The sequence below is a fragment of the Mycolicibacterium elephantis DSM 44368 genome, assembly GCF_004014805.1.
In the GTDB taxonomy this organism is placed as follows: Bacteria; Actinomycetota; Actinomycetes; order Mycobacteriales; family Mycobacteriaceae; genus Mycobacterium; species Mycobacterium elephantis.
In genome coordinates, this window is the sequence record NZ_ATDN01000025.1 from 18,843 (window position 1) to 44,715 (window position 25,873).

22 protein-coding genes and 1 pseudogene are annotated in these 25,873 nt (G+C 65.6%); 19 read left to right on the forward strand and 4 right to left on the reverse strand.

Features of this window, described 5'->3' with window-relative positions:
• Positions 1 to 3 precede the first annotated feature (3 nt).
• Positions 4 to 909, forward strand: a complete 906-nt coding sequence (locus tag MELE44368_RS17650) for an SDR family oxidoreductase (RefSeq protein WP_128109688.1) — start codon at positions 4 to 6, stop codon at positions 907 to 909.
• Positions 910 to 921: 12 nt separating this feature from the next.
• Here MELE44368_RS17650 and MELE44368_RS17655 read toward each other — a convergent pair whose 3' ends face one another.
• Together MELE44368_RS17655 and MELE44368_RS17660 are read right to left on the reverse strand one after the other, a co-directional pair.
• Positions 922 to 2,283, reverse strand: a complete 1,362-nt coding sequence (locus MELE44368_RS17655; RefSeq protein WP_206613796.1) for a histidine phosphatase family protein — start codon at positions 2,281 to 2,283, stop codon at positions 922 to 924.
• A gap of 184 nt (positions 2,284 to 2,467) precedes the next feature.
• Positions 2,468 to 2,931 (reverse strand): annotated as a pseudogene (locus MELE44368_RS17660) (nitroreductase family deazaflavin-dependent oxidoreductase).
• Between the two features lie 14 nt (positions 2,932 to 2,945).
• On the opposite strand from MELE44368_RS17660, the gene MELE44368_RS17665 reads away from it, so the two are divergent.
• Positions 2,946 to 3,332 carry a DUF8021 domain-containing protein gene (locus MELE44368_RS17665; protein WP_128109689.1) on the forward strand — a complete coding sequence of 129 codons (387 nt, stop codon included), beginning with the start codon at positions 2,946 to 2,948 and terminating at the stop codon, positions 3,330 to 3,332.
• 60 nt (positions 3,333 to 3,392) lie between these two features.
• Here the strand turns inward: MELE44368_RS17665 and MELE44368_RS17670 are convergent, their stop codons facing one another.
• Positions 3,393 to 4,568, reverse strand: a complete 1,176-nt coding sequence (locus MELE44368_RS17670) for a steroid 3-ketoacyl-CoA thiolase (RefSeq protein ID WP_128109690.1) — start codon at positions 4,566 to 4,568, stop codon at positions 3,393 to 3,395.
• 118 nt (positions 4,569 to 4,686) lie between these two features.
• On the opposite strand from MELE44368_RS17670, the gene MELE44368_RS17675 reads away from it, so the two are divergent.
• Genes MELE44368_RS17675 through MELE44368_RS17705 form a run of 7 tightly spaced genes read left to right on the forward strand, consistent with a single transcriptional unit; the run spans position 4,687 to position 11,485 of the window.
• A complete protein-coding gene (locus MELE44368_RS17675) occupies positions 4,687 to 5,937 on the forward strand; it encodes a cytochrome P450 (protein WP_128109691.1) in 1,251 nt (416 codons plus the stop codon).
• A gap of 55 nt (positions 5,938 to 5,992) precedes the next feature.
• Positions 5,993 to 7,054 carry an acyl-CoA dehydrogenase family protein gene (locus MELE44368_RS17680; RefSeq protein WP_128109692.1) on the forward strand — a complete coding sequence of 354 codons (1,062 nt, stop codon included), beginning with the start codon at positions 5,993 to 5,995 and terminating at the stop codon, positions 7,052 to 7,054.
• A 2-nt stretch (positions 7,055 to 7,056) separates the two neighbouring features.
• The gene (gene fadE29, locus MELE44368_RS17685; RefSeq protein WP_128109693.1) at positions 7,057 to 8,220 is read left to right on the forward strand and encodes an acyl-CoA dehydrogenase FadE29; all 1,164 of its coding nucleotides are present in this window, start codon (positions 7,057 to 7,059) and stop codon (positions 8,218 to 8,220) included.
• A complete protein-coding gene (locus tag MELE44368_RS17690) occupies positions 8,217 to 9,197 on the forward strand; it encodes a bifunctional MaoC family dehydratase N-terminal/OB-fold nucleic acid binding domain-containing protein (RefSeq protein WP_206613797.1) in 981 nt (326 codons plus the stop codon). The genes fadE29 and MELE44368_RS17690 overlap by 4 nt, the downstream gene beginning before the upstream one ends.
• Positions 9,194 to 9,595: a MaoC family dehydratase gene (locus MELE44368_RS17695; protein ID WP_128109695.1), complete on the forward strand. Its 402-nt coding sequence runs from the start codon at positions 9,194 to 9,196 to the stop codon at positions 9,593 to 9,595. The genes MELE44368_RS17690 and MELE44368_RS17695 overlap by 4 nt, the downstream gene beginning before the upstream one ends.
• Positions 9,595 to 10,761, forward strand: a complete 1,167-nt coding sequence (locus MELE44368_RS17700; RefSeq protein WP_128109696.1) for a 17-hydroxy-3-oxo-4-pregnene-20-carboxyl-CoA lyase — start codon at positions 9,595 to 9,597, stop codon at positions 10,759 to 10,761. The genes MELE44368_RS17695 and MELE44368_RS17700 overlap by 1 nt, the downstream gene beginning before the upstream one ends.
• Before the next feature lie 40 nt (positions 10,762 to 10,801).
• Positions 10,802 to 11,485: a hypothetical protein gene (locus MELE44368_RS17705; RefSeq protein WP_241566669.1), complete on the forward strand. Its 684-nt coding sequence runs from the start codon at positions 10,802 to 10,804 to the stop codon at positions 11,483 to 11,485.
• A gap of 19 nt (positions 11,486 to 11,504) precedes the next feature.
• Here MELE44368_RS17705 and MELE44368_RS17710 read toward each other — a convergent pair whose 3' ends face one another.
• The gene (locus MELE44368_RS17710; protein WP_128109697.1) at positions 11,505 to 12,296 is read right to left on the reverse strand and encodes an MPT63 family protein; all 792 of its coding nucleotides are present in this window, start codon (positions 12,294 to 12,296) and stop codon (positions 11,505 to 11,507) included.
• A gap of 678 nt (positions 12,297 to 12,974) precedes the next feature.
• Here MELE44368_RS17710 and MELE44368_RS17715 point away from each other — a divergent pair.
• The 10 genes from MELE44368_RS17715 (at position 12,975) to MELE44368_RS17760 (ending at position 25,870) form a co-directional block, all read left to right on the forward strand.
• Positions 12,975 to 13,199 carry a hypothetical protein gene (locus MELE44368_RS17715; protein ID WP_128109698.1) on the forward strand — a complete coding sequence of 75 codons (225 nt, stop codon included), beginning with the start codon at positions 12,975 to 12,977 and terminating at the stop codon, positions 13,197 to 13,199.
• A 33-nt stretch (positions 13,200 to 13,232) separates the two neighbouring features.
• The gene (locus MELE44368_RS17720) at positions 13,233 to 14,114 is read left to right on the forward strand and encodes a glycosyltransferase family 2 protein (RefSeq protein ID WP_128109699.1); all 882 of its coding nucleotides are present in this window, start codon (positions 13,233 to 13,235) and stop codon (positions 14,112 to 14,114) included.
• Position 14,115: 1 nt separating this feature from the next.
• Complete coding sequence (locus MELE44368_RS17725) at positions 14,116 to 15,468, forward strand: glycosyltransferase family 2 protein (RefSeq protein WP_128109700.1); 1,353 nt, start codon at positions 14,116 to 14,118, stop codon at positions 15,466 to 15,468.
• A gap of 134 nt (positions 15,469 to 15,602) precedes the next feature.
• Positions 15,603 to 20,714 (forward strand): glycosyltransferase, encoded by a 5,112-nt coding sequence (locus MELE44368_RS17730; RefSeq protein ID WP_164890138.1) that lies wholly within the window; start codon positions 15,603 to 15,605, stop codon positions 20,712 to 20,714.
• Positions 20,711 to 21,106, forward strand: coding sequence for a hypothetical protein (locus MELE44368_RS17735; protein WP_128109702.1), 396 nt, complete (start codon positions 20,711 to 20,713; stop codon positions 21,104 to 21,106). The genes MELE44368_RS17730 and MELE44368_RS17735 overlap by 4 nt, the downstream gene beginning before the upstream one ends.
• Positions 21,103 to 21,945: a polysaccharide deacetylase family protein gene (locus tag MELE44368_RS17740; RefSeq protein WP_206613798.1), complete on the forward strand. Its 843-nt coding sequence runs from the start codon at positions 21,103 to 21,105 to the stop codon at positions 21,943 to 21,945. Before MELE44368_RS17735 ends, MELE44368_RS17740 begins: the two co-directional genes overlap by 4 nt.
• 2 nt (positions 21,946 to 21,947) lie before the next feature.
• Complete coding sequence (locus tag MELE44368_RS17745; protein WP_128109703.1) at positions 21,948 to 22,937, forward strand: NAD-dependent epimerase/dehydratase family protein; 990 nt, start codon at positions 21,948 to 21,950, stop codon at positions 22,935 to 22,937.
• 5 nt (positions 22,938 to 22,942) lie between these two features.
• Positions 22,943 to 24,031: a GNAT family N-acetyltransferase gene (locus MELE44368_RS17750; protein WP_206613799.1), complete on the forward strand. Its 1,089-nt coding sequence runs from the start codon at positions 22,943 to 22,945 to the stop codon at positions 24,029 to 24,031.
• Positions 24,024 to 25,028 (forward strand): beta-propeller fold lactonase family protein, encoded by a 1,005-nt coding sequence (locus tag MELE44368_RS17755; protein ID WP_128109705.1) that lies wholly within the window; start codon positions 24,024 to 24,026, stop codon positions 25,026 to 25,028. The genes MELE44368_RS17750 and MELE44368_RS17755 overlap by 8 nt, the downstream gene beginning before the upstream one ends.
• Entirely contained in the window at positions 25,025 to 25,870 is an 846-nt protein-coding gene (locus MELE44368_RS17760; RefSeq protein ID WP_128109706.1) for a glycoside hydrolase family 16 protein, read from the forward strand. Before MELE44368_RS17755 ends, MELE44368_RS17760 begins: the two co-directional genes overlap by 4 nt.
• Positions 25,871 to 25,873: the final 3 nt, after the last annotated feature.

Below are 25,873 nucleotides of genomic sequence, written 5' to 3' on the forward strand. Positions count from 1 at the left end.
GATATGGGACTGCTCGACGGCCGTGTGGTCATCGTGACGGGCGCAGGTGGCGGTATCGGGCGGGCCCATGCGCTGGCGTACGCCGCCGAAGGGGCGCGGGTTGTCGTCAATGACATCGGTGTCGGTCTGGACGGCTCGCCGGCTGGCGGTGGCAGCGCCGCACAAGGCGTCGTCGACGAAATCACCGCTGCCGGAGGCGAAGCCGTGGCCAACGGGGCCAACGTTGCGGACTGGGCCCAGGCCGAGGGGCTGATCCAGGCGGCGGTCGACACCTTCGGGGGCCTCGATGTGCTGGTCAACAACGCCGGAATCGTGCGTGACCGGATGCTGGCCAACACCAGCGAAGAGGAATTCGACGCCGTCGTCGCCGTCCACCTCAAGGGCCACTTCGCGACCATGCGGCACGCGGCGGCCTACTGGCGGGACAAGTCCAAGGCGGGCGAATCCGTCGACGCCCGCATCATCAACACCAGCTCCGGTGCCGGGCTGCAGGGCAGTGTGGGCCAGGCCAACTACAGCGCCGCCAAGGCGGGCATCGCTGCCTTGACGTTGGTGGCGGCCGCGGAGTTGGGCCGTTACGGCGTCACCGTCAACGGGATCGCCCCGTCGGCGCGCACCCGGATGACCGAGAAGGTGTTCGCCGAGATGATGGCTACGCAGGACAAGGAATTCGACGCGATGGCGCCGGAAAACGTGTCCCCGCTGGTGGTTTGGCTCGGTAGCGCCGAGGCCAAGGACGTCACCGGCCGGATGTTCGAGGTCGAGGGCGGTATCGTTCGGGTGGCCGAGGGCTGGGCGCACGGCCCACAGGCCGACAAGGGCGCCCGGTGGGATCCCGCCGAGCTGGGGCCGGTCGTCAAGGACCTGCTGGCCAAGGCCCGCCCGCCCGTGCCCGTCTACGGAACCTGAGAACGCTTGCGTCTAGGCGGCGGCGCGCTCTGATCCGGCGTCGGCGTTGTCGGTGCTGTCGGTGTCGGTGGGGGTGTCCTCCGAGTCGGTCTCGCTCGGATCGGGCGCCACGGCGCGATTGAAGCGGTCGGTCAGCGCTGTGACCAGGCCCTTGAGGTCACCGGGCTCGGCCTCGGGCTCGAGGTCGGCGCCGGCATCGGCGTCGGCGTCGGTGAATTCGGTGGTCTCGCCCGGCCGTACCTTGTTGCCGTTCGTCAAATCGGTTGCCCCGGCGCGCTTCTTGATCTTGGTGAGCAGCGGCGTGGCGCCAGCCTCCCGCGACTCCTCGGCCTCGGCGGTTGTCTCAGGTGTCGGGTCGGGCTTGACCGTCGCATCGGTCGGTTCGGCCGACGTATCGTTTCGTGCCGCGTTGATTGTCACCGGCTCGTGCACCGGCGGCGCGGAGAAGCGACTGAACTCATCGGCGATATCGCGAACCACGTTGGGTACGAACTCGACCACCGCTCTGACGACGTCGATCACACCGTCCCTGACCGCGTTCGCCAGCGCGTTGATGTCCCCGCTGGTGAAGGCTTCCACGACGTTGTACAGCGCTGTCTGAGGTGCTGTGACGAGGTCGCGGACATCGACGAAAAGCTTGGTCAACAAGGGCGGGTTGGCCGAGACAGCGACACCGTCCCACTCCGTGAGCAGCCAGCCGTCTTCGGGATTTCCTGTGACGACGACGATCCCGGTGTTACCAAGCGGATGCGAAAGCATCAGGGAGAGGTCGGGGTTGTCGACGTTCATCATCACCCAGAACATGATCGTCGCGCCGTGTGAGAACGCCACGGCGTTGCGGTCGCCGTTGTCGTAGATCGCTTGGATCGCGTGGTCCACCCTGGCGTCGAAGGCGTTTCCGTCGGCAGCGCCCAGCACCGGCACGAACCGTGCCCCCAGCGTCCAGGCCACCGGCGCGAGGCCATACCCGAGGCGGCCCAAGCCTCCGGACTCTGACGAGCCTTCGAAGATTCCCGCGGAGATCTCCCGCAGGCCAGGCAAGATTTGCACATCTTGGTTCAGCAGGCCGGCCAGCGGCATCGCGGTCAGTTGGGTGCGCACCATGTTCGACGCGTAGATGCCGTCGAAGTCCCTGTCGATCAGGATGATCGCCACTTTCTCTGCCTGCTCCTCACCGAGCTGGGTGAGTTCCGGTCCCGGCACCGAGGTGTCGATGCGGTCGGCTGCGTTGGCCTGCGATTGGCCGTGTCGCACGAACGTCAACGTCATCGACTCCGCGGCCCATGCCGGTAGCCCCGAGACGAAGAACAGCACCACGGCAGTGATCGCGGTGAAAACGACGTGGAGGACCCGCCGTGTGGAAGACCTTTGCATATCGACCCCTGTAGGTAGCCCGATCGTCCGGCTCACAGTACGTCGGTTGGCCAGCCGGTAAGCGCGGAAATCAGGAATCGCTCACGCGGGCTCGCAAACGACCGGTGGGATGACCCGGTCGGCCGCTGGTGCGCTGGTGGATCCAGATGTGTGCGCGCGCAAAGTACTTGAGCGCAAGCGTGGCCTAGGGTTCGCAAACCACCAGCGGGATGACCCGGTCGGTCCAGGACCGGTAGTCCTCGTAGGTGGGGTACATCTCGACCGGCTTCGGCCAGTACTTCGCGCGCTCCTCCTCGGTGGCGTCGCGTGCGCTCAGATCAAGCACTTCCTTCTTGATCTGGACCGTGACCTTGGGGTCGGCTTCAGGTTGAGGTACCACATCGGGTGCTTGTCGCTGCCGCCCTTGGACGCCGCGACCACGACGACGTCGCCGTCGCGGTGAAAGTACAGCGGCGTGACCCGCGGTTGGCCGGTCTTGCGGCCGGTCGTCGTCAGCAGCGCCACCGGGATGCCTTGGAAGTCGCTGCCGAAGCCCTCGCCATCGCTGCGGCGGTACATGTAGGTGTTGACCCTCGACATCCACTTGATGAAGAAGTCGGCGGGTTTGGTGTCCATGAACCGGGGGCGGGATTTTGCCATGGCGGTCATCCTATGCTCGGTGAATGGACATCGTGTCGGACACGGACCGTATCGGGGCGGCTGACTCGTACATCGACGCGCTCGCCAGCCACCGGGCCGACCAGGTGCCGTTCGCGCCGGGCTGCGTCCGCATCGAGGTGGGTCTGAAGACCGGTTTCTCCGGAGATCATCTGCGCCGCAGCCTGAACCGTGGCCCGCATTACCGCGTCATCGAGGCGACGACCGATCGCCGGTTCCGCGTCGACGGCGACCAGGTGCACGCGACGTTCACCGTCGTCACCAAGGCGAGGCTGGCGGGCCGTCGCGTCGTCGCCGACGTTGACGAGACCTTTCTGATCCCGGCCGCCGACGGACAGATCCACCACATCCGGGCGCGGATTCGCCCGCGCATCCGGCGCGAGCAGACATGAAAACCCCTATTTTTACTGACTTTTGGGGGTTTTCGCGTCTTCTCGCCGGTAAGGGAGTCCCTAGATTCGCTCGATGATCGTGCCGGTGGACAGCGCGCCGCCCGCACACATGGTGATCAGCGCCGTGCTCTTGTCGGTGCGCTCGAGCTCGTGCAGCGCGGTGGTGATCAGCCGGCTACCGGTGCTGCCCACCGGGTGACCCAACGCGATCGCCCCACCGTTGACGTTCACCTTGTCCATGTCAGGGTTGTGCACGCGGGCCCATGACAACACGACCGACGCGAACGCCTCGTTGATCTCGGTGATGTCGATGTCACCCATCTTCATCCCGGCCTTCTCCAGCACCTTGGCGGTCGACTGCACCGGGCCGTCGAGGTGGTAGTAGGGCTCGGCGCCCACCAGGGCCTGGCTGACGATCCGCGCGCGGGGTTTCAGCCCGAGAGCGCGCGCCTTCTTCTCGTCCATCCACAGCACCGCGGCCGCGCCGTCGGAGATCTGCGACGACGTACCCGCGGTGTGCAGGCCGCCCTCGATCACCGGCTTGAGCCCGGCGAGGCCCTCCAGCGTGGTGTCGCGCAGACCCTGGTCCCGGGTGACGACGTGCCGCTCACTCGTCGGCTGCTTCTGTTCGTCGAGTACCGGCGCCTCGATGCCACTGATCTCGCGGTCGAACCGCCCCTCGGCCCAGGCCTGCTTGGCCTTGGCCTGCGAGTAAAAGCCGAACTCATCGAGGTCCTCACGGGTGATGCCGCGGCGTTTGGCGATCCGCTCGGCCGCGGTGAACTGATCGGGCAGGTCGATGTCCCACGACGCCGGGCGCAGAATGCTGCGGTCAGGCCCGGCGTTGGCGCCCAGCCCGACCCGGCTCATCGCCTCGATCCCGCAGGCGATGCCGATGTCGATGGCGTCGGCGGCGATCAGGCCCGCGATCAGCCCGTTGGCCTGTTGGCTGCTGCCGCACTGACAGTCCACCGTCGCCGCGCCGACGTGCTCGGGCAGCCCGGCTACCAGCCAGCTCACCCGGGTGATGTTGTTGGACTGCTCCCCGAACTGGGTGACGCAGCCGCCGATGACCTGCTCGACTTGATCTGGTTCAAAGCCAGAATCGGCCCGTGCCTTCTCGACGAGCGCCTTCTGAGTGGCGCCGAGCAGTTCCGTGGCATGCAAACCGGACAGCCAACCATTTCGCTTTCCGATGGGGCTGCGGGTGGCTTCAACGATGACAGGTGTACCCATTCCGTCAGGCTAGAACACGTTTCATTACTCTGACAAGCGAGGATGCCTACCCGCCTTTTATCTGCGCAGAAGGCATGTTTTACTGGCACTAGAACACGTTGCAGTAAGGAGCGCGAGGATGCCTTGTCCGAACCTGCCCAAGGGATTCGATCCCCTCGACGCAGAGCTGAACCTCAAGGGTCTGCCCGTCGCTGAACTCGCTGAACTGCGCAAGTCCGAGCCCATCCACTGGGTCGACGTGCCAGGTGGCACCGGCGGATTCGGCGACAAAGGGTACTGGATCGTCACCAAGCACGCCGACGTGAAGGAGGTGTCGCGGCGCAGCGATGTATTCGGCAGCTCGCCGGACGGCGCCATCCCGGTGTGGCCGAAGGACATGACCCGCGAAGCCATCGACCTGCAGCGCAACGTGCTGCTGAACATGGACGCGCCGCAGCACACCCGGCTGCGCAAGATCATCTCGCGCGGGTTCACGCCCCGCGCGGTCGGTCGGCTCGAGGACGAACTGCGGGCCCGGGCCCAGAAGATCGCCGAGACCGCGGCTGCCCAGCAGCGCGGTGACTTCGTCGAACAGGTGGCCTGCGAGTTGCCGCTGCAGGCCATCGCCGAACTGCTCGGTGTGCCCCAGGACGACCGCGACAAGATTTTCCGCTGGTCCAACGAGATGACCGCCGGGGAGGACCCGGAGTACGCCCACATCGACCCGGCCGTGTCGTCGGTCGAGTTGATCCAGTACGCGATGAAGATGGCCGAGGAGCGGGCGAAGAACCCCACCGAGGACATCGTCACGAAGCTGATCGAGGCCGATATCGAGGGCGAGAAGCTCACCGACGACGAGTTCGGTTTCTTCGTCATCATGCTCTCGGTGGCCGGCAACGAAACCACCCGAAACTCCATCACCCACGGCATGATCGCGTTCTCGCAGAACCCCGACCAGTGGGAGCTGTACAAGAAGGAACGTCCCGAGACCGCCGTCGACGAGATCGTGCGCTGGGCTACCCCCGTTTCGGCCTTCCAGCGCACCGCACTGGAAGACGTCGAGCTGGGTGGTGTGCAGATCAAGAAGGGCGAGCGAGTGGTGATGTCCTACCGCTCAGCGAATTTCGACGAGGAAGTCTTCGACAATCCGCACAAGTTCGACATCATGCGAAACCCCAACCCGCATGTCGGATTCGGCGGCACGGGTGCGCACTACTGCATCGGCGCGAACCTGGCCCGGATGACGATCAACCTCATCTTCAACGCCATTGCCGACAACATGCCCGACCTCAAGCCGATCAGCGACCCCGAGCGGCTGAAGTCGGGATGGCTCAACGGCATCAAGCACTGGCAGGTTGACTACACCGGTGAGTGCCCCGTGAAGCACTGATCGGCACGGAACCGGGTCAACCGCGCGGGGCGCGTCGTTCGGATAAGGAGGATGGGTGGATTTCACGCCCAACCCGGAGCAGCAGGCTGTCGCCGACGTGGTGACCTCCGTGCTCAGCCGGGACAACAGCTGGGACGCCCTGGTTGCCGGGGGAGTGACCGCGCTGGCGGTGCCCGACCGCCTCGGCGGCGACGGTGTGGGACTGCCCGAGGTGGCCACGGCGCTGACCGAGATCGGCCGGCACGGCACGGTCAGCCCCGCGCTGGCCACGCTGGGCTTCGGGCTGCTGCCGCTGCGCGAGTTGGCCACCGACGAGCAGCAGGACCGTTACCTTGCCGGGGTGGCCAAGGGGGCCGTGCTGACGGCCGCGCTCAACGAACCCGGTGCGCCCCTGCCAGATCGGCCCACAACGGTGCTGTCGCAGTCAGCGGACGGTCACCGACTGAGCGGCACCAAGATCGCTGTTCCCTATGCGGGACAAGCGGAATGGATGATCGTGACCGCCGACACCGGCGTCGCCGTCGTCTCGCCGAACGCCGACGGCGTCCAGATGACCAAGACCCCGTCCTCCAACGGCGGCGATGAGTACACCGTCACGTTCACCGATGCGCCGGTGGACGGGGTGCTGGACGCCGCGCAGCCCCACCTTGTCAACCAGCTGGCCTTGGCCGCCATCGGTGCGTTCGCCTCCGGTCTGGTCGCCGGTGCGCTGCGGCTGACCGCGGACTACGTCGCCACCCGCGAGCAGTTCGGCAAGCCGCTGTCGACGTTTCAGACGGTGGCAGCACAGCTGGCCGAGGTCTACATCGCCTCTCGCACTTTGACATTGGTGGCGACGTCGGTGGCGTGGCGGCTGGCCGAAGGACGTGACGCGGACGAGGATCTCGATGTTCTCGGGTACTGGCTCGCCTCACAGGCACCTCCGGTGATGCAGCTCTGTCACCACCTGCACGGCGGCATGGGCATGGACATCACCTACCCGATGGACCGCTACTACTCCACGATCAAAGATCTCACGCGCCTGGTGGGCGGCCCGTCGCACCGACTAGATCTGGTGGGAGCGGCACTGGGCGAGGGATGGGGCCACGGCCGGAGGCCAGGGGACGACGGGAGCTAGGAATGTACATCGACCTGACACCCGAACAGAAGAAGCTGCAGGCCGAGCTGCGGGAGTACTTCTCGAACCTCATCTCCCCCGAAGAGGCCAAGGAGATGGAGAAGGACCGCCACGGCAAGGCGTACCGCGCGGTCATCAAGCGGATGGGCTCGGACGGCAAGCTCGGCGTCGGCTGGCCAAAGGAGTTCGGCGGTCTGGGGTTTGGGCCGATCGAGCAGTCGATCTTCGTCAACGAGGCCCAGCGCGCCGACGTGCCGTTGCCCGCCGTCACGCTGCAGACCGTCGGCCCCACGTTGCAGCAGTACGGGACCGAGGCGCAGAAGAAGAAGTTCCTTCCCGCCATCCTCGCCGGCGAGGTGCATTTCGCGATCGGCTACACCGAGCCGGAGGCCGGCACCGACCTGGCTTCGCTGCGTACCACCGCGGTGCGGCAGGGCGACGAGTACATCGTCAACGGGCAGAAGGTCTTCACCACCGGCGGGCACGACGCGGACTACATCTGGCTGGCCTGCCGCACGGACCCAGAAGCGGTGAAGCACAAGGGTATTTCGATCCTGATCGTCGACACCAAGGATCCCGGTTACTCCTGGACGCCGATGATCCTGTCCGACGGTGCACACCACACCAACGCCACCTACTACAACGATGTCCGGGTCCCGGCCGACATGCTCGTCGGTGAGGAGAACGGCGGTTGGAAGCTCATCACCACCCAGCTCAACAATGAACGCGTGATGCTGGGGCCCGCCGGCCGGTTCGCCTCGCTCTACGACCATGTGCACGCGTGGGCGTCCAAGCCGGCAAGCAACGGGGTCGCCCCGCTCGAGCATGACGACGTCAAGCGCTCGCTGGGAGAACTCAAGGCCATGTGGCGCATCAACGAGCTGCTGAACTGGCAGGTCGCCGCATCCGGTGAGACCATCGACGTTGCTGATGCGGCGGCCACCAAAGTGTTTGGCACCGAACGCATCCAGTACGCGGGCCGACTTGCCGAGGGGATCGTCGGCAGGTACGGAGATCCGGCCGATCCGGACACCGCGGAGCTGCTGAAATGGCTCGACAGCCAGACCAAACGGAACTTGGTGATCACGTTCGGCGGAGGGGTCAACGAGGTGATGAGGGAGATGATCGCGGCGGCGGGACTGAAGGTGCCGAGGGTGCCGCGGTGAGTACGGTCGAGGACATCAAGGCCGCGGCAGAGCGGGTCAAGGCGGAAGGCAAGAGCAAGCCGCGGCTCGGCCGCCATCCGGTCAACCAGCCGATGATCGACCACTGGCTTGACGCGATGGGTGACAAGAACCCCATCTACGTCGACGACGCGGCCGCCAAGGCAGCCGGTCACCCGGGCAGGGTCGCACCTCCGGCGATGATCCAGGTGTGGACCATGATGGGGCTCGGCGGCGTGCGTCCCGACGACGACCCGCTCGGCAAGATCATCGAATTGTTCGACGACGCAGGCTATATCGGTGTGGTCGCGACCAACTGTGAACAGACCTATCACCGGTATCTGCGAGTCGGCGAGGAGGTCAGCGTCACCGCGGAGCTGACCGACGTCGTCGGTCCGAAGAACACCGCGCTGGGCGAGGGCTTCTTCATCACGCAGCGGATCACCTGGCAGGTCGGTGATGAGCCCGTCGCCGAGATGATGTGGCGCATCATGAAGTTCAGGCCCGCCTCCGACGATTCAGCGGCCACGGCAACCCAGGTGCCGGACGATCTGGATGCCGACGCGATGATGCGGCCGGCGTCGTCGCGGGACACCAAGTTCTTCTGGGACGGCGTCAACGCGCACGAACTGCGCATCCAGAAGCGCCCGGACGGCACGCTGGTGCATCCTCCGGTGCCTGCGCTCTGGCAAGACAAAGAGAAACCCACCGACTATGTGGTCGCCAGCGGCAGGGGCACCGTTTTCAGCTTCGTGGTGCACCACGCCCCGAAGGTTCCCGGCCGCACGCTGCCGTTCGTGATCGCCCTGGTCGAACTCGACGAAGGTGTGCGGATGCTCGGACAGCTCCGCAATGTCGACCCAGCCACCGTGGAGATTGGAATGCCAGTTCGGGCAACCTATATCGACTTTCCGGAAGGTGACTCCGGCCCGGCGTGGACGCTTTACGCGTGGGAGCCCGCTGCGGAGGGCGCAGTATGAGCGCTCCTTCCATCTCTGTGGGCACCAAGCTGCCCGAACTCGCGTTGTACGGCGACCCGACGTTCATCGTGTCGACGGCGATCGCCACGCGCGACTATCAGGATGTGCACCACGACCGTGACAAGGCGCAGGCCAAGGGATCGAAGGACATCTTCGTCAACATTCTCACCGACACTGGTCTGGTGCAGCGCTACATCACCGACTGGGCAGGCCCCACCGCGATGATCAAATCGATCGGTCTGCGCCTCGGGGTGCCGTGGTACGCCTACGACACCGTGACCTTCAGGGGTGAGGTCACCGCGATCGAGGACGGGCTGATCACGTTGAAGATCACCGGCAGCAACAGCCTGGGTGACCATGTGATCGCCACCGCGACACTGACGATCGGAGGTAACTGATGCCCGGCGAGCTGTCCGGCAAGGCGGCGATCGTCGGTATCGGCGCCACCGACTTCTCCAAGAACTCGGGTCGCAGCGAGCTTCGGCTTGCTTCTGAGGCCGTGTTGGATGCGCTCGGCGACGCCGGTCTGACGCCGGCCGATGTCGACGGCATGGTCACGTTCACGATGGACTCCAACACCGAGGTGGCCATCGCGCGCGCGATCGGCATCGGCGATCTGAAGTTCTTCTCCAAGATCCACCACGGCGGCGGTGCTGCCTGCGCGACGATCCAGCAGGCCGCGATCGCGGTGGCCACCGGCGTCGCGGAATGTGTTGTGGCATACCGCGCCTTCAACGAACGCTCCGGTGTCCGGTTCGGTCAGGTGCAGATGCGGTTGGTGGAGAACGCCGATTCGACCGGCGTCGACAACTCGTTTTCCTATCCGCACGGGCTTTCGACGCCCGCCGCGCAGGTCGCGATGATCGCCAGGCGCTACATGCACCAATCCGGGGCGACCAGCAGGGACTTCGGCATGATCTCGGTCGCGGATCGCAAACATGCGGCGAAGAACCCGAAGGCTTACTTCTACGAGAAGCCGATCACCATTGAGGATCACCAGAATTCGCGGTGGATCGCCGAACCTCTGCGGCTGTTGGACTGCTGCCAGGAGACCGACGGCGGGGTGGCGCTGGTGGTGACGTCCGCCGAGCGGGCCAAGGATCTCAAGCATCGGCCGGCGATCATCGAGGCGGCCTCGCAGGGTTCCAGCCCCAACCAGTACTCGATGACGAGCTACTACCGGCCGGAGTTGGGGCTGCCAGAGATGGGGCTCGTCGGTAGGCAGTTGTGGGAGCAGTCTGGTCTGAAACCGGAGGACATCCAGACCGCGATTCTTTACGACCATTTCACGCCGTTCACGTTGATTCAGTTGGAGGAGCTGGGCTTCTGCGACACGGGCGACGCGAAGGACTTCGTCGCCGACGGCGCGATCGAGATCGGTGGGCGGCTGCCGATCAACACTCACGGTGGCCAGCTGGGTGAGGCCTACATCCACGGCATGAACGGCATCGCCGAGGCCGTCCGGCAGCTGCGCGGAACGTCGGTCAACCCGGTGCCGGACGTTGAGCACGTCCTCGTCACCGCGGGCACCGGTGTGCCGACATCTGGTCTGATCCTGGGCTGAGACGGCCACGGGCCATGCCGGTGCCACTACCCTCGGACCCGTGAATTCGTCTCAGCCGCCGGGCCGCTTCGACGCCCCGCTCACCGTGACACCACGGCCGGTGCAACGACGCTCGGTGCCCAGGTCGGTGCTGATCGCGGTGGCCGCCGTCATCGCTGTCGCCGTGGTGGGCGGGCTGGCGTACTGGCTGACGCGGCCGTCGTCGGAACCCCGGCCCACCGCTGCGCCGCCGGCGCCGACCTCGACGACATCACCGCCGGCACAGCCAGCGACGGCAACGCCGATTCCGACGTCGCGTGCGGGCGACGAAGCGCGGCTGATGCAGATGCTTCCCCCGGGCTACCCTCCCGCCTCGTGCGAACCGGTGGATGCACCGGAAAGCACTCTGGCGCAAGTCAACTGCGCTAGAAATATCGATCCGGACGGCCCGTTGTCGGCCGTCTACACATTGGTCGGCGACAGGGAAGCGCTCGACGCCGCGTTCACCGCCGAGATGCAGGCCGCGAACCAGGTCATCTGTCCCGGCAACATCCAGTCACCGGGGCCGTGGCAGCACAACGCCACCCCGGACAAGGTCAGCGGCACGCTGTTCTGCGGCCTTCGGGAAGGTCGGCCCACCGTGATCTGGACCGACGAGGACCGGCTCTTGGTCAGCGCCGTCGAAAGCGGGCCGGACGGGCCGACCTTCCCGCAGCTGTACGCGTGGTGGTCATCCCACTCGTGACAGCCGTTGGCCTGCTAGGTCAGGGCGTCGGGACCGGTGTGTAGGTGGCCGGCGTCGGCGCCTGGTCATCGGCGGGCACCGGAGTTCCGTGGCTACCTGCGGGCTGCGGCGTCCCCTCCGCGGTCGCCTGGGTCGGCGCACCCTCGGCAGGTGGCATCGGGGTGCCCTGGCTGCCCTCGGGGACCTCGGTGCCCGTCGCGGCGGGTGCGGCGGACGTGCCCTCCGGCGCCGGCGCGGCCTGGGCGGGGCTCTGCGATGGATACGACGTCGAAGCCGCGCTGCTGGATGCGGGCTCCGGCGCTGCGACCCAGACGATCAGGTCCTGACCGCCGGCGTTGTAGACAACGCTGTTCGGCTCGGCGCCGGTGACGTCGAAATACACCTTGCCCGTGGTCTGTTCGCCTTGCGGCAGCGTGGCCGGGTTGACACCTTGCGGGGTCGCGACGCCGAACAGGGCTTGGTACGTCTGACCGTCGCCGGCGCGGGCGTTGAGGTTCGAGACGATGGGGGTCACCGCGCCTTGGATCGCTTGATCGTTGGCGGTGGCTTCCCACAGCGTGCCCTGCACGGCATAGGGAATCGCATCGCTGCTCGGCTGAAGGTTGTCGACCGTCCAGCCCTGAATGACGTTTCCGTCAACCAACTTTCCCTGTTCGCCCAGCGTCAATGTCTGAACTTGGATCTGTGGCTGAGTCTGTGTCTGCGTGGTGGCTTCGGCTTCCGGGTCCGCGCCTGCGACCGGCGCGGCGAGAACGCCGATGACTCCGGCCGCAGCGAATGTGGCGGTTGCCGAGATCGTGAACTTGCTCATCTTCGTCAAGGTGATGCACTCCTGGTCGTCCGATTATCGGCATCCCCAACCTGCGGGGACGGTCTTCCAATCCGAAAGTAGCAGGTAGGCAGGCGCTTGTGGACCGCCGGCAATACCTCCCCGACCGAGATGCGTTCTAGGAGTTGGCTTTCAGCAACATCGTGGGTGGCAACGCCACCGAATGCACCTACGCGGACCTGACGATCGGCCAGCGTTGGCAAAGGTCAGCCGACGAAGAGGTGTGGGTGGACATATCCCGGCGGCCCCTCTCGCTGGTAACCGGCTTCGCTGGCCGCTCACCCGCCTAAAGCTCCACCTTCCCGCCGGAGCTGCCGCCAGCAACCGCGCGCACGGACACAGCCGGTCCATAGTTAGCCATTATTGACGGCATTCGTGATTTCGTCGACCGGCGGCTGCGCTAAAGCGTGCGGCCATATGCAGAATTAGCAAATCACTTGAGGGTACGTCGAACGGCGTACCCGGCTGTACGAAAACGGACGAACGACATATCCTCCGGATGCGTCAAAAGTACGCTTAAGTGCAAGAACGCCGTCATCCATTCGGATGAATCGTGGCACCGGAGACTTGCGCCGCCGTCATCGACCGGTAATCTCACGGTCCTCAAGCAAACATTGACACGGTTGGGTCGCCGGTCATACGAACGTTCTGGGGGGTTCGATGACTTCTTCGCCAGGAAACGATGCGCGGCGCATCGAGCCGACGGCCGAGCAAGTAGCCGAGATCGTCGCCGTCGCCCTCACCATCGGCGCCGCGAGGGACGCGCTGCAGCAAGCCGGATGGCGCGCCACCATCGCCGGAAACCGGATCACGGTCAACGACGACGTGCTCGTGCACTTCATCAGCGCGTTCGGGGGCGCAGCCCTCGTCATCGATGCGCATTAGCCCAACACCAACTCGACGCGAGGACAACCAGCGATGACATACACACTTGCTTCCAACGGCAACGGCACCACAGACACCTCGGCCCTCCCGAGCCCGGTTGAAGCGGTGGCGGCTTCCCACCCCGAGCCGCCACCGCGCCGCCGGCGAAGGGTCGGTAAGTCAGTGTGGCCCGGCTCGGTCAGCCTGGTCATCCCGGTCAGAAACGAGGCCCGCAACATCGCGTGGGTGCTCGAGAAGATCTCCGATGAGGTCGACGAGATCATCCTGGTGGACGGCAATTCCACCGATGCGACATTGACCACCGCCCGCAGTTACCGTCCCGACGTCCGCATCGTGCCACAGCAGGGCACCGGCAAAGGCAGCGCGCTGCGCACCGGCTTCATGGCCGCAAGCGGTGACGTCATCGTGATGATGGACGCCGACGGCAGCATGGAGCCGCAGGAGATCCGGCACTACCTGCACTTCCTCGCCAACGGCTTCGACTTCGTCAAGGGCTCGCGGTTCGTCTGCGGCGGTGGGTCACTGGATATCACCGCGTTTCGCCGGCTGGGAAACCGATTCCTGCTCTCGGTGTTCAATCATCTTTACGACGCGGATCTCACCGACCTCTGCTATGGGTTCTGCGCCTTCCACCGCCGCTATCTCGAGCACCTCGATCTCACGGCGACTGGGTTCGAGATCGAGGCGGAGATGACGGTCCGCGCCATCCAGGCGGGCCTGCGGGTTGCCGAGGTGCCGAGTCTGGAACTCCCCAGGCGTGCAGGCGAATCCAATCTGCATGCGATACGCGACGGATCCAGGGTGTTGGCCACCGTGCTTCGACACCACCGCACCGGCCTGACAGGCCGCCTGGTGCAGACGGTTTGCAGTCGGCGCGGGCTGGATCTCGCCCAAGCACAAGCGGCAGGCGCGTGAGATGACTCAGATATGTCAGACCCCGCAGCGACGCCTGCTGAACCAGGAGCCCACCGCCAGGTCGATCCTCGAGGAGGATCTCCCGGTTGGCCGCACAGAGATCGAGTTGAGCGCTCCACCCGCGAGATTGCAGCTCGCCGAGCCGTCCACGGGAACACAGAAGATTCTCGCGCTGGTCCGGCTGCACACCCACCCCCTCGGCATCGTCGTGCTCGACGGGCGTGCCGATCGTCGCTGGGAGACGCATGCGGCGACGGTGTGGTCGGCCATGCGGGTGGCGGTCAACGAGCACCTCCTGGCCGACGAGATGGCGCCGGTCAACGACACCGGTTCCCTTGGCCGCGTGCGCGGCCCGGTACACCGTTGTCTGCAGCGCCGTGCTGCGGTGCTGGCTGATCCTCCGCATATCACCGTCGTGGTCGCCACCCGCGAGCGCCCGGAAAGCCTGCGCGACTGCCTATATGCCCTACTCGACCTCGAGTACCCCCGCTTCGACGTCGTGGTCGTGGACAACGACCCGGTCACGTCGTCCACCGCCGAGGTGCTCACCCACTTTCCGCAGCGCGTTCGGTACGTCCGCGAAGATCGTCGCGGCCTGGCTTCGGCACACAACCGAGGGTTGGCCGAAGTCCGCGGGCAGATCACGGCATTCGTCGACGACGATGTCATCGTCGACCGCCATTGGCTCACCGCCATCGCGGAGGGCTTCGCCGCCGCGCCTGATGTCGGATGCGTGACGGGCCTCATCCTTCCGGCCCAACTCGACACGCCGGCGCAGCTGCTTCTGGAACGACACGGCGGCTTCGACAAGGGGTTCGCGCTGAAGGTCTTCGGCGGCACTGACCACCGCTCGGACGATCCGCTTTTTCCTTTCACCGCGGGACGACTCGGCTCGGGTGCCAACATGGCGTTCGACACGTCGGTGCTGCGTGAACTCGGCGGCTTCGATCCAGCGATCGGGGTGGGCACCTTCGCCCGCGGCGGCGACGATCTGGCGGCGTTCTTCCGGGTCGTCTTGAGACACCAGGTGGTGTACCAGCCCGATGCGATCGTGTGGCACAAACACCACCGCGAGATGGCCGCGTTACGCAATCAGGCGTTTGGCTACGGTGTCGGCCTCGGTGCGTTTCTGACCAGCGTGATGGTGCAAGAGCCGACGATGTGGCCGCATCTGCTGCGGCGCTTGCCCGCTGGTGTCGGATACGCGTTCAAGGCATCGTCCGCCCGCAACCAGGGCCGGTATGTCGGTTGGCCATCGGAACTGGCGCGGCTGGAGAAGCGTGGCCTGGCGTACGGGCCGGTCGCCTATGCCGTCAGCCGATGGCGTACGCACCGCAGCGCGGCGCATCAATGACCGCCGACACCAGTCTGTCGCCCAAATCGCTCGGTGTGACCGAGGCGGATCTGACTCTCGCCCCGCCGGCACGCGGACGTGTGTCACGGCCACGACAGGCCGTCGTTGCAATGCGTGCAGGGTGGCGAAACCCCTTGCTGCGAAACGGTTACCTGCTGACCATCAGTTCCGGTCTCTCAGCGGTGATCGGCTTCGGCTACTGGGCGGTGGCGGCGTGGAAGTACGACGCGGCCAGCGTGGGAAGCAACTCCGCCGCCATTTCGATGATGGTACTGGCTGCTGCTGTCGCCGCGCTCAACCTCTCCAGTGCGATGGTCCGATTCGTGCCGACCGCGGGGCGACATACCCGGCGCCTCGTCGCGGTCTCCTTCGTCGTCAGCAGCTGCCTGGCCGTCGCAATCTCCACCGCCGCCGTGCTGATCGTCCGAATCATTGCCCCGGACACGACATTTCTCTCCGGTGTGCTGCCGATGGCGATGTTCGTGGTCGGCACCGCCGGCTATGCGCTGTTCGTCATCCAGAACGGGGTGTTGGTCGGGCTGCAGCGCGCAGAGCTGGTGCCGGTCATCAACGTGGTGTTCGCCGTGGCGAAGGTCGCCGTTGTGGTGGCGCTCGTCACCGCCATGCCGATGCACGGCATCTTCGCGTCGTGGGTGCTGTCGATGTGGGTGCTGGTGATCGTCGTCGGGATCTACATGTTCGGTTGGGCGATCCCACGTCATCAACGGCTTCGCCAGGACCACGATCTACCGCCTGTGCGCCAGATCGGAAGGTTCGTCGCCTTCGATTACGCCGGATCGATCTCGTCGATCGGCTCGATCGATCTGATGCCGATCATGGTGATCGCGGTGTTGGGCGCCGCGCCGAACGCATACTTTGCGATCGCTTGGGTGATTGCCTACAGCCTGCACCTGCTCAACACGAACATGGGCACCTCGCTGGTCGCCGCGACGGCTGCGAACCCCGGCCGGCTGGCGAAATCGGTGCGACACGTTCTCAGCCACACGGCGAAACTACTTGTCCCGGTGGTGATCGTGACCATCGCGGCGGCCCCGCTACTACTCAGCATCTTCGGGCCGGGTTACCAGGAGGCTACCGACACGCTTCGCCTGCTCGCACTGGCGGCGATCCCCAACCTCGTGGTCACCACCGCCGTCAGCTCTGCCAGGGCGCAACGTCGTCTCGGTCTGCTGCTGTCCATCCAGCTCACCCAGTGCGCCATCGTGCTCAGCCTGACCTGGGTGTTGCTGCACGTCATGGGGTTGACCGGGGCCGGTCTGGCCTGGTTGATCGCGCAGACGGTCATGGCGGGCTATCTGCTGGTGCGCCGAGATCAGTGGATGTCGAACAACCACAGCGACATTCGCAAACCGCAGGCCGGCGCGTGGCGCCAGATGCTGCCGGCCTCCGCAACCGTTCGGATATTGCAGGTGCTGGCTGCCCTGCGGCTGCACAAGGTTGTCGCATCGGCGCTGAGCTTATTGCGCAGCCGAAAAGCCGGCCGCTCGCCATCGTTTCACGCCTTGGAATCGGCAGTCGCCGACTGCCCGGAGACGGCCGGTTGCACGAACGCGCAAGCGGTGCCCACCGTCAGCGACGTCGCGGTGGCGATCCTGCGATCCGAGGACGGTGAGCCGTGCGCGGTCGCCAAGCTCGCCTACGGAGCTCTGGGCACTCGCGAACTGAGCACCCAACGCGCGGTCCTCGACCATTTCACCGCGGATCACCGGCTGAACGACCTGCGTCCGCTGCTGCCACGAATCATCGCCTACCGCGAAACAACCGATGGCGCAACCTCACTGGAGACATACCGGCCCGGGGTGACCCTCGCCGAAGCGGTGCTCCGTCACCGCGACCGGGCCGGAGCCTTCACCGCAGAGGCGTTGACCGCCATTGCGCGACTGCACGAGCAGACCGGAACGGTAGCGCTGGTCGATGACACCCATCTGCGCAGTTGGGTGGGGGAGCCGCTGGCAGCCCTCGCCGACATCTGTCTGCGGATAGAACCGCGCCTCGCATCGAACGTCGACCAGATCGGCGAGTTGCTCTGCGGTGCGCTCATGCAGCGCAGGACGCTGGTGAGCTGGACACACGGCGACTTCACGCCCGACAACATCCAACTTGACCCGGAGACAGGCGTAGTCACCGGCATCGTGGACTGGGGTGGCGCCCGACCCGGACAGCTTGCGCTGCTCGACGGTTACCTGCTGGTTCTCGGCGTCAGCCGGATGATCGGGGGACGCGAACTCGGCGCCATCGTGCGACGGCGGCTGCGCGCGGGCGGATTGAATCGCCGTGAACGCGAGCCGCTGTCGGTCAGCTACCACAGCAGTGAAGCGGCCACCTCCGGCTGTGACCGGGTGGACGAGGAGGCGCTGATCATCCTGACGTGGTTGCACCACGCGGCGGAGATGTGGCGCAAATGCACCACATACCAGCAACACCGGATCTGGTGGACGGCCAATATCGCGCCCGTGCTGCGCGCGGTCGTCGCATCCAGGACGCCGCGGCTGACGGCCTTGCCCCGGCCCATAGTTAGGCAGCGTCGCGGTATTGCTGTCTGCCCCAGCACGAATGTCTCCGGGCTGACCGTGGCGGTGGTCATATGCGCCTACACCGAGGACAGGTGGCAAGAGTTGTCGGCCGCCATCGCATCAGTGCGGGCCCAGACGCTCCCCGCCGCCGAGATCATCCTGGTGATCGACCACTGTCGGCCGCTGTATGACCGTGCGACGAGCACCTTCTCGGACATCACCGTGATCCAGAGTCCTGAGCCGAAGGGATTGTCGGGTGCTCGCAACACCGGCGTCAGCGCAGCGCGCTCAGACATCGTCGCGTTCCTCGATGACGATGCGGTCGCCGCACCCGATTGGCTCGCCTCGCTCGCCGCGCCGTACGAGAACCCACATGTTCTCGGTGTGGGCGGTCACGTGTCCCCGAACTGGCACGCAGGGCGACCGAACTGGTTTCCCCCCGAATTCGATTGGGTGGTCGGCTGCAGCTACCAGGGCCTGCCTGCCGAGCGGTCCCCCATCCGCAACTTCATCGGCGCGAACATGTCCCTGCGCCGCAGCCTGTTGCTCGACTCCGGCGGATTCGACACCGCGTTGGGCCGAGTCGGGGCGCGGCCGGTGGGATGCGAGGAGACCGAACTGTGCATCCGTGTCCAACGCGAGAACCCCGAGGGCATACACCTATATGAACCCAGCGCTCGTGTACTGCACAAAGTCCCCGCGTCGCGAAGCACCTGGTCCTACTACCGTTCTCGGTGCTTCTCGGAGGGACTGTCGAAAGCGCGGGTGAGTTGCACCGCGACGGCCAAACACGCCCTGTCGACCGAACGGCGGTACCTGACCTCGACCGTACCGCGCGCGCTGGCCCGCAATGTCGGGCATGCGTTTCGCGGCCACCCCTCGGCGCTGATCGCCGCGTTCGCGTTGGTCATCGGGGTGGTCATCACAGGTCTCGGATACGCCGTCGGGCACACACAGGGCCGGGTGAACGTGCCTGCGGAGACGTCGAAGTCGTCTCGGCGGCCATTGCTCATTGCCGCTGGAATGGCACCCGTATGCGCAGCCGTTGTGCTGTGGCTGGTTTCGTTGCCGAAAATCAGGTTGGACCTGATCGGCGATTTCGGTCTCGTTCCGCTGTTCCCGGTGACCTTCTGGTTGGCGCTGGCGGTCTTGCTGGTCGGGTACGCCGCGCTGATCATCGGTTTCCCCATCCGGCCATGGCTTCTGAGCGGCTACCTGGGCGTACTGATTCTCATCCTGCATGCGACGCCATGCGTGTTGTACGACACGCTGCGCTACTCATGGGCTTGGAAGCACGTGGGTGTCATCGACTTCTTCGTGCGTCATGAAGGAGTCGACAGCTCGATCCGCGAGCTCGGGGTCTACCAACGCTGGCCTGGCTTCTTCACCCTGAACGCCACGCTGATCGAGGCTGCCGGTCTGCGAAGCTCCCTCGACTACGCCGCGTGGGCGCCACCTGTCTTCGGGGTCTTGATGCTGGGGCCGGTGTACCTGATAGCCCGAACCTTCACCGATGACCGCCGGCTGCTGTGGACCGCTTTGGTGATCTTTGTACTGGCGAACTGGGTGGGCCAGGACTATTTCGCCCCACAGCCCACCGCGTTCTTCCTGTACCTCACGATTCTGGCGTTGTGCTTGCGCTATCTGGCACCTCGGCCGCGGGGTGAGACCGGAAACCGCCGCCGGGACCTGATGCTCTGGGGAGCACTGGTTCTGATGGTGGCCGCGATCGCCCCCACCCACCAACTCACCCCGCTGATGACGGTGCTTGCGCTGGCAGTCCTGGCGATTTGTCGATACCGGGTGAAAGCCCTTCTGCTGGTGGCGATCCTTGCCGCGGTCGGCTGGGATGTGCTGTTCGCCTGGCCATGGATCGCCGAGAACATGGCCGGCCTGATGGCCAAACTCGGTGCTCCAGGAGAGAACGCGAAGTCCGGCTTCATCAACCTGGGCGATGCCAGCCCCAGCCAGGTCGTGGTCGCGCATATCGACCGGCTGCACAGCGGCGCGATCGGGCTGCTGGCCGTGGCGGGGTTCATCCGGCGACTGCGCCATCATCGCGAGTTCGCACTGGCACTGCTCGCTATCGCACCGGTTCCGGTGGTCGCCATCAACGACTACGACGGCGAGATGGTGTTCCGCATCTATCTGTTCGCGTTGCCGTTCCTGTGCTTCTTCGCGGCGGCAGCCTTCTTCCCGACCAAACGCAAGGGACGCTCATGGGCTACCAGGCTTGCGCTGCCAATCGTTCTGCTGATGCTGATCCCGGGATTCCTGGTCAGCTACTACGGCAAGGAGCAGGCGAACTACTTCAGCCAGGGCGAAGCCGGCGCATCGGTCTTCGTGTACGGCATCGCGCCAAGGGGCTCTCTGATCATCGGTGCCACCCGCGACTTTCCCTGGGCCTTCATGAATTACGAGTTCTACACCTACGAGAGATTCGGTCTTCTCGAACCCGAGGATCGCCAGGCGATACTCGACGACCCGGTGGGCGGTTTCACCGACCTGATGGCGCCTTATCACCATGCCTATCTGGTTCTCACCCGCAGCCAGATCGCCGATGTGGAGATGATCGGAGCGATGCCGGCGGGCAGCATCGCCAGCCTCACCGAAACCGTCACCAACTCACCGCTGTTCACGGTGATCTATCGCACGGATGACGCGGTGGTGCTGACGATGGCCCATCCGATGAAGCAAGAGGGGTCGATGTGACCACGCTTATTTCCCTGCGCGACATACGAATCCGATTCTGGGTCTTGGCGGCCACCGGCTGGGTGGTGCTGGCCATCGTGATGATGATGCCACCGGCCTCGCCGATACGTGTCGTCGCTGTGTTTCTATTCGTGTTGGCCGGGCCCGGATATCCGATGTCGGCTCTCCTGGTACGTGACACCTCCGAGAGGTGGGTTCTGACCATCGCGCTGAGCGCGGCGCTGGCGATCCTGGTCACCGTCGTGATGACAGTGCTGCGCTATGGATCCCTTCCGCCGCGCATCGCGGTGCTGGCCGCCGTCACGACCATCGCCGCGCTGGCATGGGGGAAGCGTGCAGCCGGGGCGGACCCGGCCGGCGAGACGACTCAGGGAACGGCGGTGAAGTCATGAGCGTCATCCCCATCCTGCTCTATCACTCGGTGTCGAAGGCACCAGCCGACTGGATCGCGCCCTACACGGTCAGGCCCGCCATGTTCGCCCGGCAACTCGAGCTCATCGAGGCAAGCGGGCGGACCGCCATGACGGTCTCCGGCCTGTGTGCCGCCCTCGCAGGCGACAGCCCTCTGCCTGCCCATCCAGTCCTCATCACCTTCGACGACGGTTTCGCCGACTTCGCCTATGCCGCAGAGATGTTGGCCGACTTCAAACTGCCGAGCACGGTGTACATCACGACCGGAGCGCTGGCCGGCCGCGGGCACCGAGCACCGGACCTGACGCTGCCGCCCGCAGCGATGCTGGACTGGTCGCAGCTTTCCGAACTCGCTGAACTCGGAGTGGAGATCGGCGCTCACACCCACACGCATCCGCAGCTCGACATCATGACGGACGATGCGGTCTATGACGAGGTGCGGAGCAGCAAGGAAATGCTCGAGGACGCACTCGGGTTCGAGGTTCCCAGCTTTGCCTATCCGCACGGCTTCCAGTCGGTCCGCACTCGACGTGTAGTCGCGGCGGCCGGCCACCGTTCCGCGGCCGCGGTGATGAATGCGCTCAGCTCCCACGCCGACGACCGGATGGCGCTGGCCCGCCTCACCGTCACCGCCGGAACGACGCTCACCCAGGTGCGGACGTGGCTGAACGGTCAAGGCGCACGTGTTGCTCCGTACCCCGAGCGGCTGCGAACCACCGTCTGGCGGCAGCTGCGACGACTGCGAGGCCCCGACGCCACGCGAGGTGTCTTCGTCAGATCTGCCGAATTGAAACCACGCCACCAGACAGGAGATTGCTGATCATGCGCGCACTCGTCACCGGAGCCGCCGGCTTCATCGGATCCAACCTCGTCGACCGGCTTCTCGCCGACGGGCACCAAGTGATCGGCCTCGACAACCTCAGCACCGGTCATGCCGAGAACCTCGACGCCGCACAACGCGGGTACGGACACTGCTCGGTCGGAAAGTTCACGTTCATCCGCGGCGACGTGACAGCACAGGAATTCTCGGGCATCGTCGCCGCTACCAGCCCGCACGTGGTCTTCCATCTGGCAGCCCAGGCCGACCTGCAGAAGTCGGTGACCGATCCTCTGTACGACGCGCGGGTCAACGTGTTGGGAACGATCAACGTGCTCGAAGCGTGCAGGCGTGCCGACGTGCCACGAGTCGTCTACGCGGCGTCCGGGGGCTCTCGGTATGGCGCGCCAACGCTGATCCCGGTGAGTGAGCAGGTAAGCATCAACCCGCTGTCGCCGTACGCGGCGGCCAAGATCGCGGGTGAACTCTACGCCGGCGTCTACGCCGAGATGTACGGTTTGTCCACGGTCTGTCTCGGCCTCGCGAACGTCTTTGGGCCACGGCAGGATCCGGACGGTGAAGCGGGTGTCATCGCGATCTTCTGCAAGGCGCTCATCGAGGGGAGTGTTCCCACCGTCTACGGAGACGGCGAGTCGACACGCGACTACGTGTATGTGGGGGATGTCGTCGACGCCTTTGTCAGGGCGGCCGCCGCCGACTCGACCGTGACCGGGATCGTCAACGTCGGTACCGGCCTGCAGACGAGTGTGACCAAAGTGCACCGCTTGATCGCGGCGGCGGTGGGCGGCGCGCCGCCGCCGCGTCATGCGCCTGCCCGAACCGGGGAGGTCCGTGCGATCGCATTGGATAACACCAGATGTCGTGCGGAGCTTGGCTGGGCGCCGACAGTGTCGATCGCCGACGGCATCAAGCGGACCATTCACTGGCTGCGGTCCACCTCTGGTCCCCAAGCCGAGTCCTTAAAGGCGATGTGAGCGCCATGTACCTGCAGACCACCACACCATCCTTCGCGCCGGTGCCGAGGGTGCGGGTACACAGCCCTGTGCCGCGTCAGGTCTGGCGAGACGTCTACGCCGCCGATGCCGAGGCGATGCCGACACAGTCACCGGAGTGGGTCGAGTGCCTGACCGCTACGGGCCGTTTCCAGGACGCCAGTCGTCTATACGAACTTCCCGGCGGTGAGCTGGCTGTTCTGCCGTTGGTACGGCCACGGTACGGCACTCGCCTTTCGGCCACTCATTCGATGCCTGTGAGTTGGGGATACGGCGGTTTGGTGGCGCCGCAGGAGATTCTCGACGGTGCTTTGATATCCGCTGTGCTACAGGATTTTTCGAATTCCGCGTCGTCGCGGGTGCACCTGCGTCCCAACCCGCTGCAGGCCGACCTCTGGGCGCCCCTCGCTGCACATCGCGGGATCACCGCAGTCCCGTCGCGGGCACACATCCTCGATCTGGACGGCGGTTTCGACGCCGTGTGGCAGTCTCGGTTCAAGTCAGCGTTGCGCCGTGAGGTCCGCCGTGCCGAGGAAGCGGGCGTGGTCGTCGAAACCGACTGCAGCGGCGAGCTGGTGCCGGTTTTCTACGATCTTCTCCTCAAATCCTTCGATCGGTGGGCGGCGCGACAACGCGAGCCGCGGTGGCTTGCTCGGGCGCGGGGCCGCCGCAGGGATTCGCTTCAGAAGTTCCGCACCGTTGCGCGACGAATGGGCGGCCGCTGCCAGATCTCGGTGGCCTGGTACGACGGCCGCCCGACCGCTGCGATCCTGGTGTTGCGCGGCGGTGCGGTGGCCCATTACACCCGGGGCGCGATGGACGCCGACGTCGCCGTGCCGGTCAAAGTGAACAGCCTGCTCCACAAGACGGCCATCGCCGCCGCATGTCGCGACGGCTGTCGTCGTTACCACATGGGTGATTCCGGTTTCTCCGAAGGCTTGGCGCAGTTCAAGACCAGGTTCGGCGCACAGCAGCACGACTTCGCCGAGTACTGGATCGAGCGGATTCCCGTCTATCGGGCCGGCCGGGCCGCCCGCACCGCAGTCAAGACGGCGATCGGGTTCCGCGATGCGTAACACACTGCTGTTCAGCCTGATCGCCGCGTTGGTCGCGACGGTCTCGGCGTGCTCCATGCCGCCGTCGCGGCACAGCGCCGCGGCGTTGGCGCCCGGGTTGTACGTGTTCGTGGCCAACGCCAGGACCAGCGACGTCCAGATCCTCGATGCGAGTGACCTGACACCGGTCGCCGACCCCATCGCCGTGGGTTTGGTGCCGTCCGACATCGCGCTCAGCCCCGATGGGCACCGCGGATACGTCGTCAGCCCGTCCGAGAACGACGTGACCGTGATCGACACAGCCGCCGGCGCAGTCGTCGGCGATCCGATCCGGGTCGGCAGCTACCCGGCAGGGGTGGCGGTCAGCCCGGACGGGACGACCATCTACATCGCGGGCGGCGAAACCGACGACGTCCGCGCTTATGACACCATCACCCGCAGGCAGGTCGGCGTATCGGTCAGGGTTGGTGACGCGCCGGGAGGCCTCGCCATCAGCCCTGACGGCGGGCTGATCTATGTCACCAGCCAGTACCGCAACGATGTCCGGATCCTCGACACGCACACGCTGTCCTTGGCCGCCAGTCCCATCAGTGTGGGCGAGCGGCCGAACCAGGTGACGGTGAGCCCCGACGGCAGTCGCGTCTACGTCGCCAACACAAGCTCCAACAGCGTCTCCGTCATCGATACCGAAACCAGACGGCTCGTCGGGGCGGGCATTCCGGTCGGTCAATACCCGTACGGGATCGCGGTCGGCCGAGACGGGCGATATGTGTTCGTCGCCAACCAGAACTCCGACACCGTGTCGGTCATCGACACCCAGGCGCTCCGCGTCATCGATACGATCGGTGTCATCGAGGCGCCGACCACGCTGGCGCTCAGCCCCGACGGTGCCCGGCTCTACGTCGCCGGCATGTATGCGGACGCGGTCACGGTCATCGACACCGCAACGAGGCGTATCGTCGCGACTTCGGCCAGGGTGGGTAACGCGCCACGGGGAATCGCGGTGGGTCGGTTATGAGCGCTTATCGCGGCCTGTCGATGCAACAGATTCTCGGCGTGGTCCTCACCATCTGCCTGGTGTCTTCCTGCCAGTTCCACCTCACGCGCAGTGAGGCCGTTCCCGGAAGTGCGCATACCCCCACGTTCACCGACGAGTTCGACGGTCCGGCGGGCTCATCGCCGGATCCGGCGCACTGGACACCCGACGTGGGCGGTACCGGATGGGGTAACGAGGAACTGCAGTACTACACGCGATCGGGCAACGCGTACCTCGACGGCGCGGGACATTTGGTGTTGGAAGCGGACCGGTCCGACCAAGATCTCGAATGCTGGTATGGCACATGCGAGTACGTCAGCGGAAAGCTGACGTCGAAGTACAAGTTCTCGCAGCGCTACGGGGTTTTCGAAGCCCGCATCAAAGGCGCGGTCGGCACGGGCATGTGGGGGGCATTCTGGCTGGTCGGAATCGACCTCGACGAGGTTGGGTTCCCCGAGGCCGGCGAGATCGACGTCGTGGAAACCATCGGTCACCGGCTGCGAGACATCGAACAGCACGTTCAGGCACCGAGACTCCGCTGGGGCGCGGAGTATGTCCTGCCACCGGGCCAGTCGCTGGGGGACTGGCACACCTACAGTGTGCGCTGGTCTCCCGAGCTCATCGAGTGGCAGGTCGACGGGCGGCCCACGCGGCGAATCACGAAAGAGGAGGCCGGTCGATCGTGGGTGTTCGACCACCCGTTCTTCATCCTGCTCAACCTCGCGGTCGGCGGGGATTGGCCCGGAGCACCGGATGAGAGCACGGCGTTTCCGAACCGGATGCTTGTTGATTATGTCCGCGTCTACGCGTTACCGATCGCCTAGTAG

Excerpts from the sequence above, each read along its gene's own strand:
- MELE44368_RS17725 (WP_128109700.1), top strand. The coding sequence starts at position 14,116 with ATGACTCAGATATGTCAGACCCCGCAGCGACGCCTGCTGAACCAGGAG.
- MELE44368_RS17760 (WP_128109706.1), top strand. The coding sequence starts at position 25,025 with ATGAGCGCTTATCGCGGCCTGTCGATGCAACAGATTCTCGGCGTGGTC.
- MELE44368_RS17720 (WP_128109699.1), top strand. The coding sequence starts at position 13,233 with ATGACATACACACTTGCTTCCAACGGCAACGGCACCACAGACACCTCG.
- MELE44368_RS17710 (WP_128109697.1), bottom strand. The coding sequence starts at position 12,296 with ATGAGCAAGTTCACGATCTCGGCAACCGCCACATTCGCTGCGGCCGGA.
- MELE44368_RS17665 (WP_128109689.1), top strand. The coding sequence starts at position 2,946 with ATGGACATCGTGTCGGACACGGACCGTATCGGGGCGGCTGACTCGTAC.
- MELE44368_RS17700 (WP_128109696.1), top strand. The coding sequence starts at position 9,595 with ATGCCCGGCGAGCTGTCCGGCAAGGCGGCGATCGTCGGTATCGGCGCC.
- MELE44368_RS17675 (WP_128109691.1), top strand. The coding sequence starts at position 4,687 with ATGCCTTGTCCGAACCTGCCCAAGGGATTCGATCCCCTCGACGCAGAG.
- MELE44368_RS17650 (WP_128109688.1), top strand. The coding sequence starts at position 4 with ATGGGACTGCTCGACGGCCGTGTGGTCATCGTGACGGGCGCAGGTGGC.
- MELE44368_RS17695 (WP_128109695.1), top strand. The coding sequence starts at position 9,194 with ATGAGCGCTCCTTCCATCTCTGTGGGCACCAAGCTGCCCGAACTCGCG.
- MELE44368_RS17670 (WP_128109690.1), bottom strand. The coding sequence starts at position 4,568 with ATGGGTACACCTGTCATCGTTGAAGCCACCCGCAGCCCCATCGGAAAG.
- fadE29 (WP_128109693.1), top strand. The coding sequence starts at position 7,057 with ATGTACATCGACCTGACACCCGAACAGAAGAAGCTGCAGGCCGAGCTG.
- MELE44368_RS17715 (WP_128109698.1), top strand. The coding sequence starts at position 12,975 with ATGACTTCTTCGCCAGGAAACGATGCGCGGCGCATCGAGCCGACGGCC.
- MELE44368_RS17750 (WP_206613799.1), top strand. The coding sequence starts at position 22,943 with ATGTACCTGCAGACCACCACACCATCCTTCGCGCCGGTGCCGAGGGTG.
- MELE44368_RS17655 (WP_206613796.1), bottom strand. The coding sequence starts at position 2,283 with ATGCAAAGGTCTTCCACACGGCGGGTCCTCCACGTCGTTTTCACCGCG.
- MELE44368_RS17745 (WP_128109703.1), top strand. The coding sequence starts at position 21,948 with ATGCGCGCACTCGTCACCGGAGCCGCCGGCTTCATCGGATCCAACCTC.
- MELE44368_RS17755 (WP_128109705.1), top strand. The coding sequence starts at position 24,024 with ATGCGTAACACACTGCTGTTCAGCCTGATCGCCGCGTTGGTCGCGACG.
- MELE44368_RS17740 (WP_206613798.1), top strand. The coding sequence starts at position 21,103 with ATGAGCGTCATCCCCATCCTGCTCTATCACTCGGTGTCGAAGGCACCA.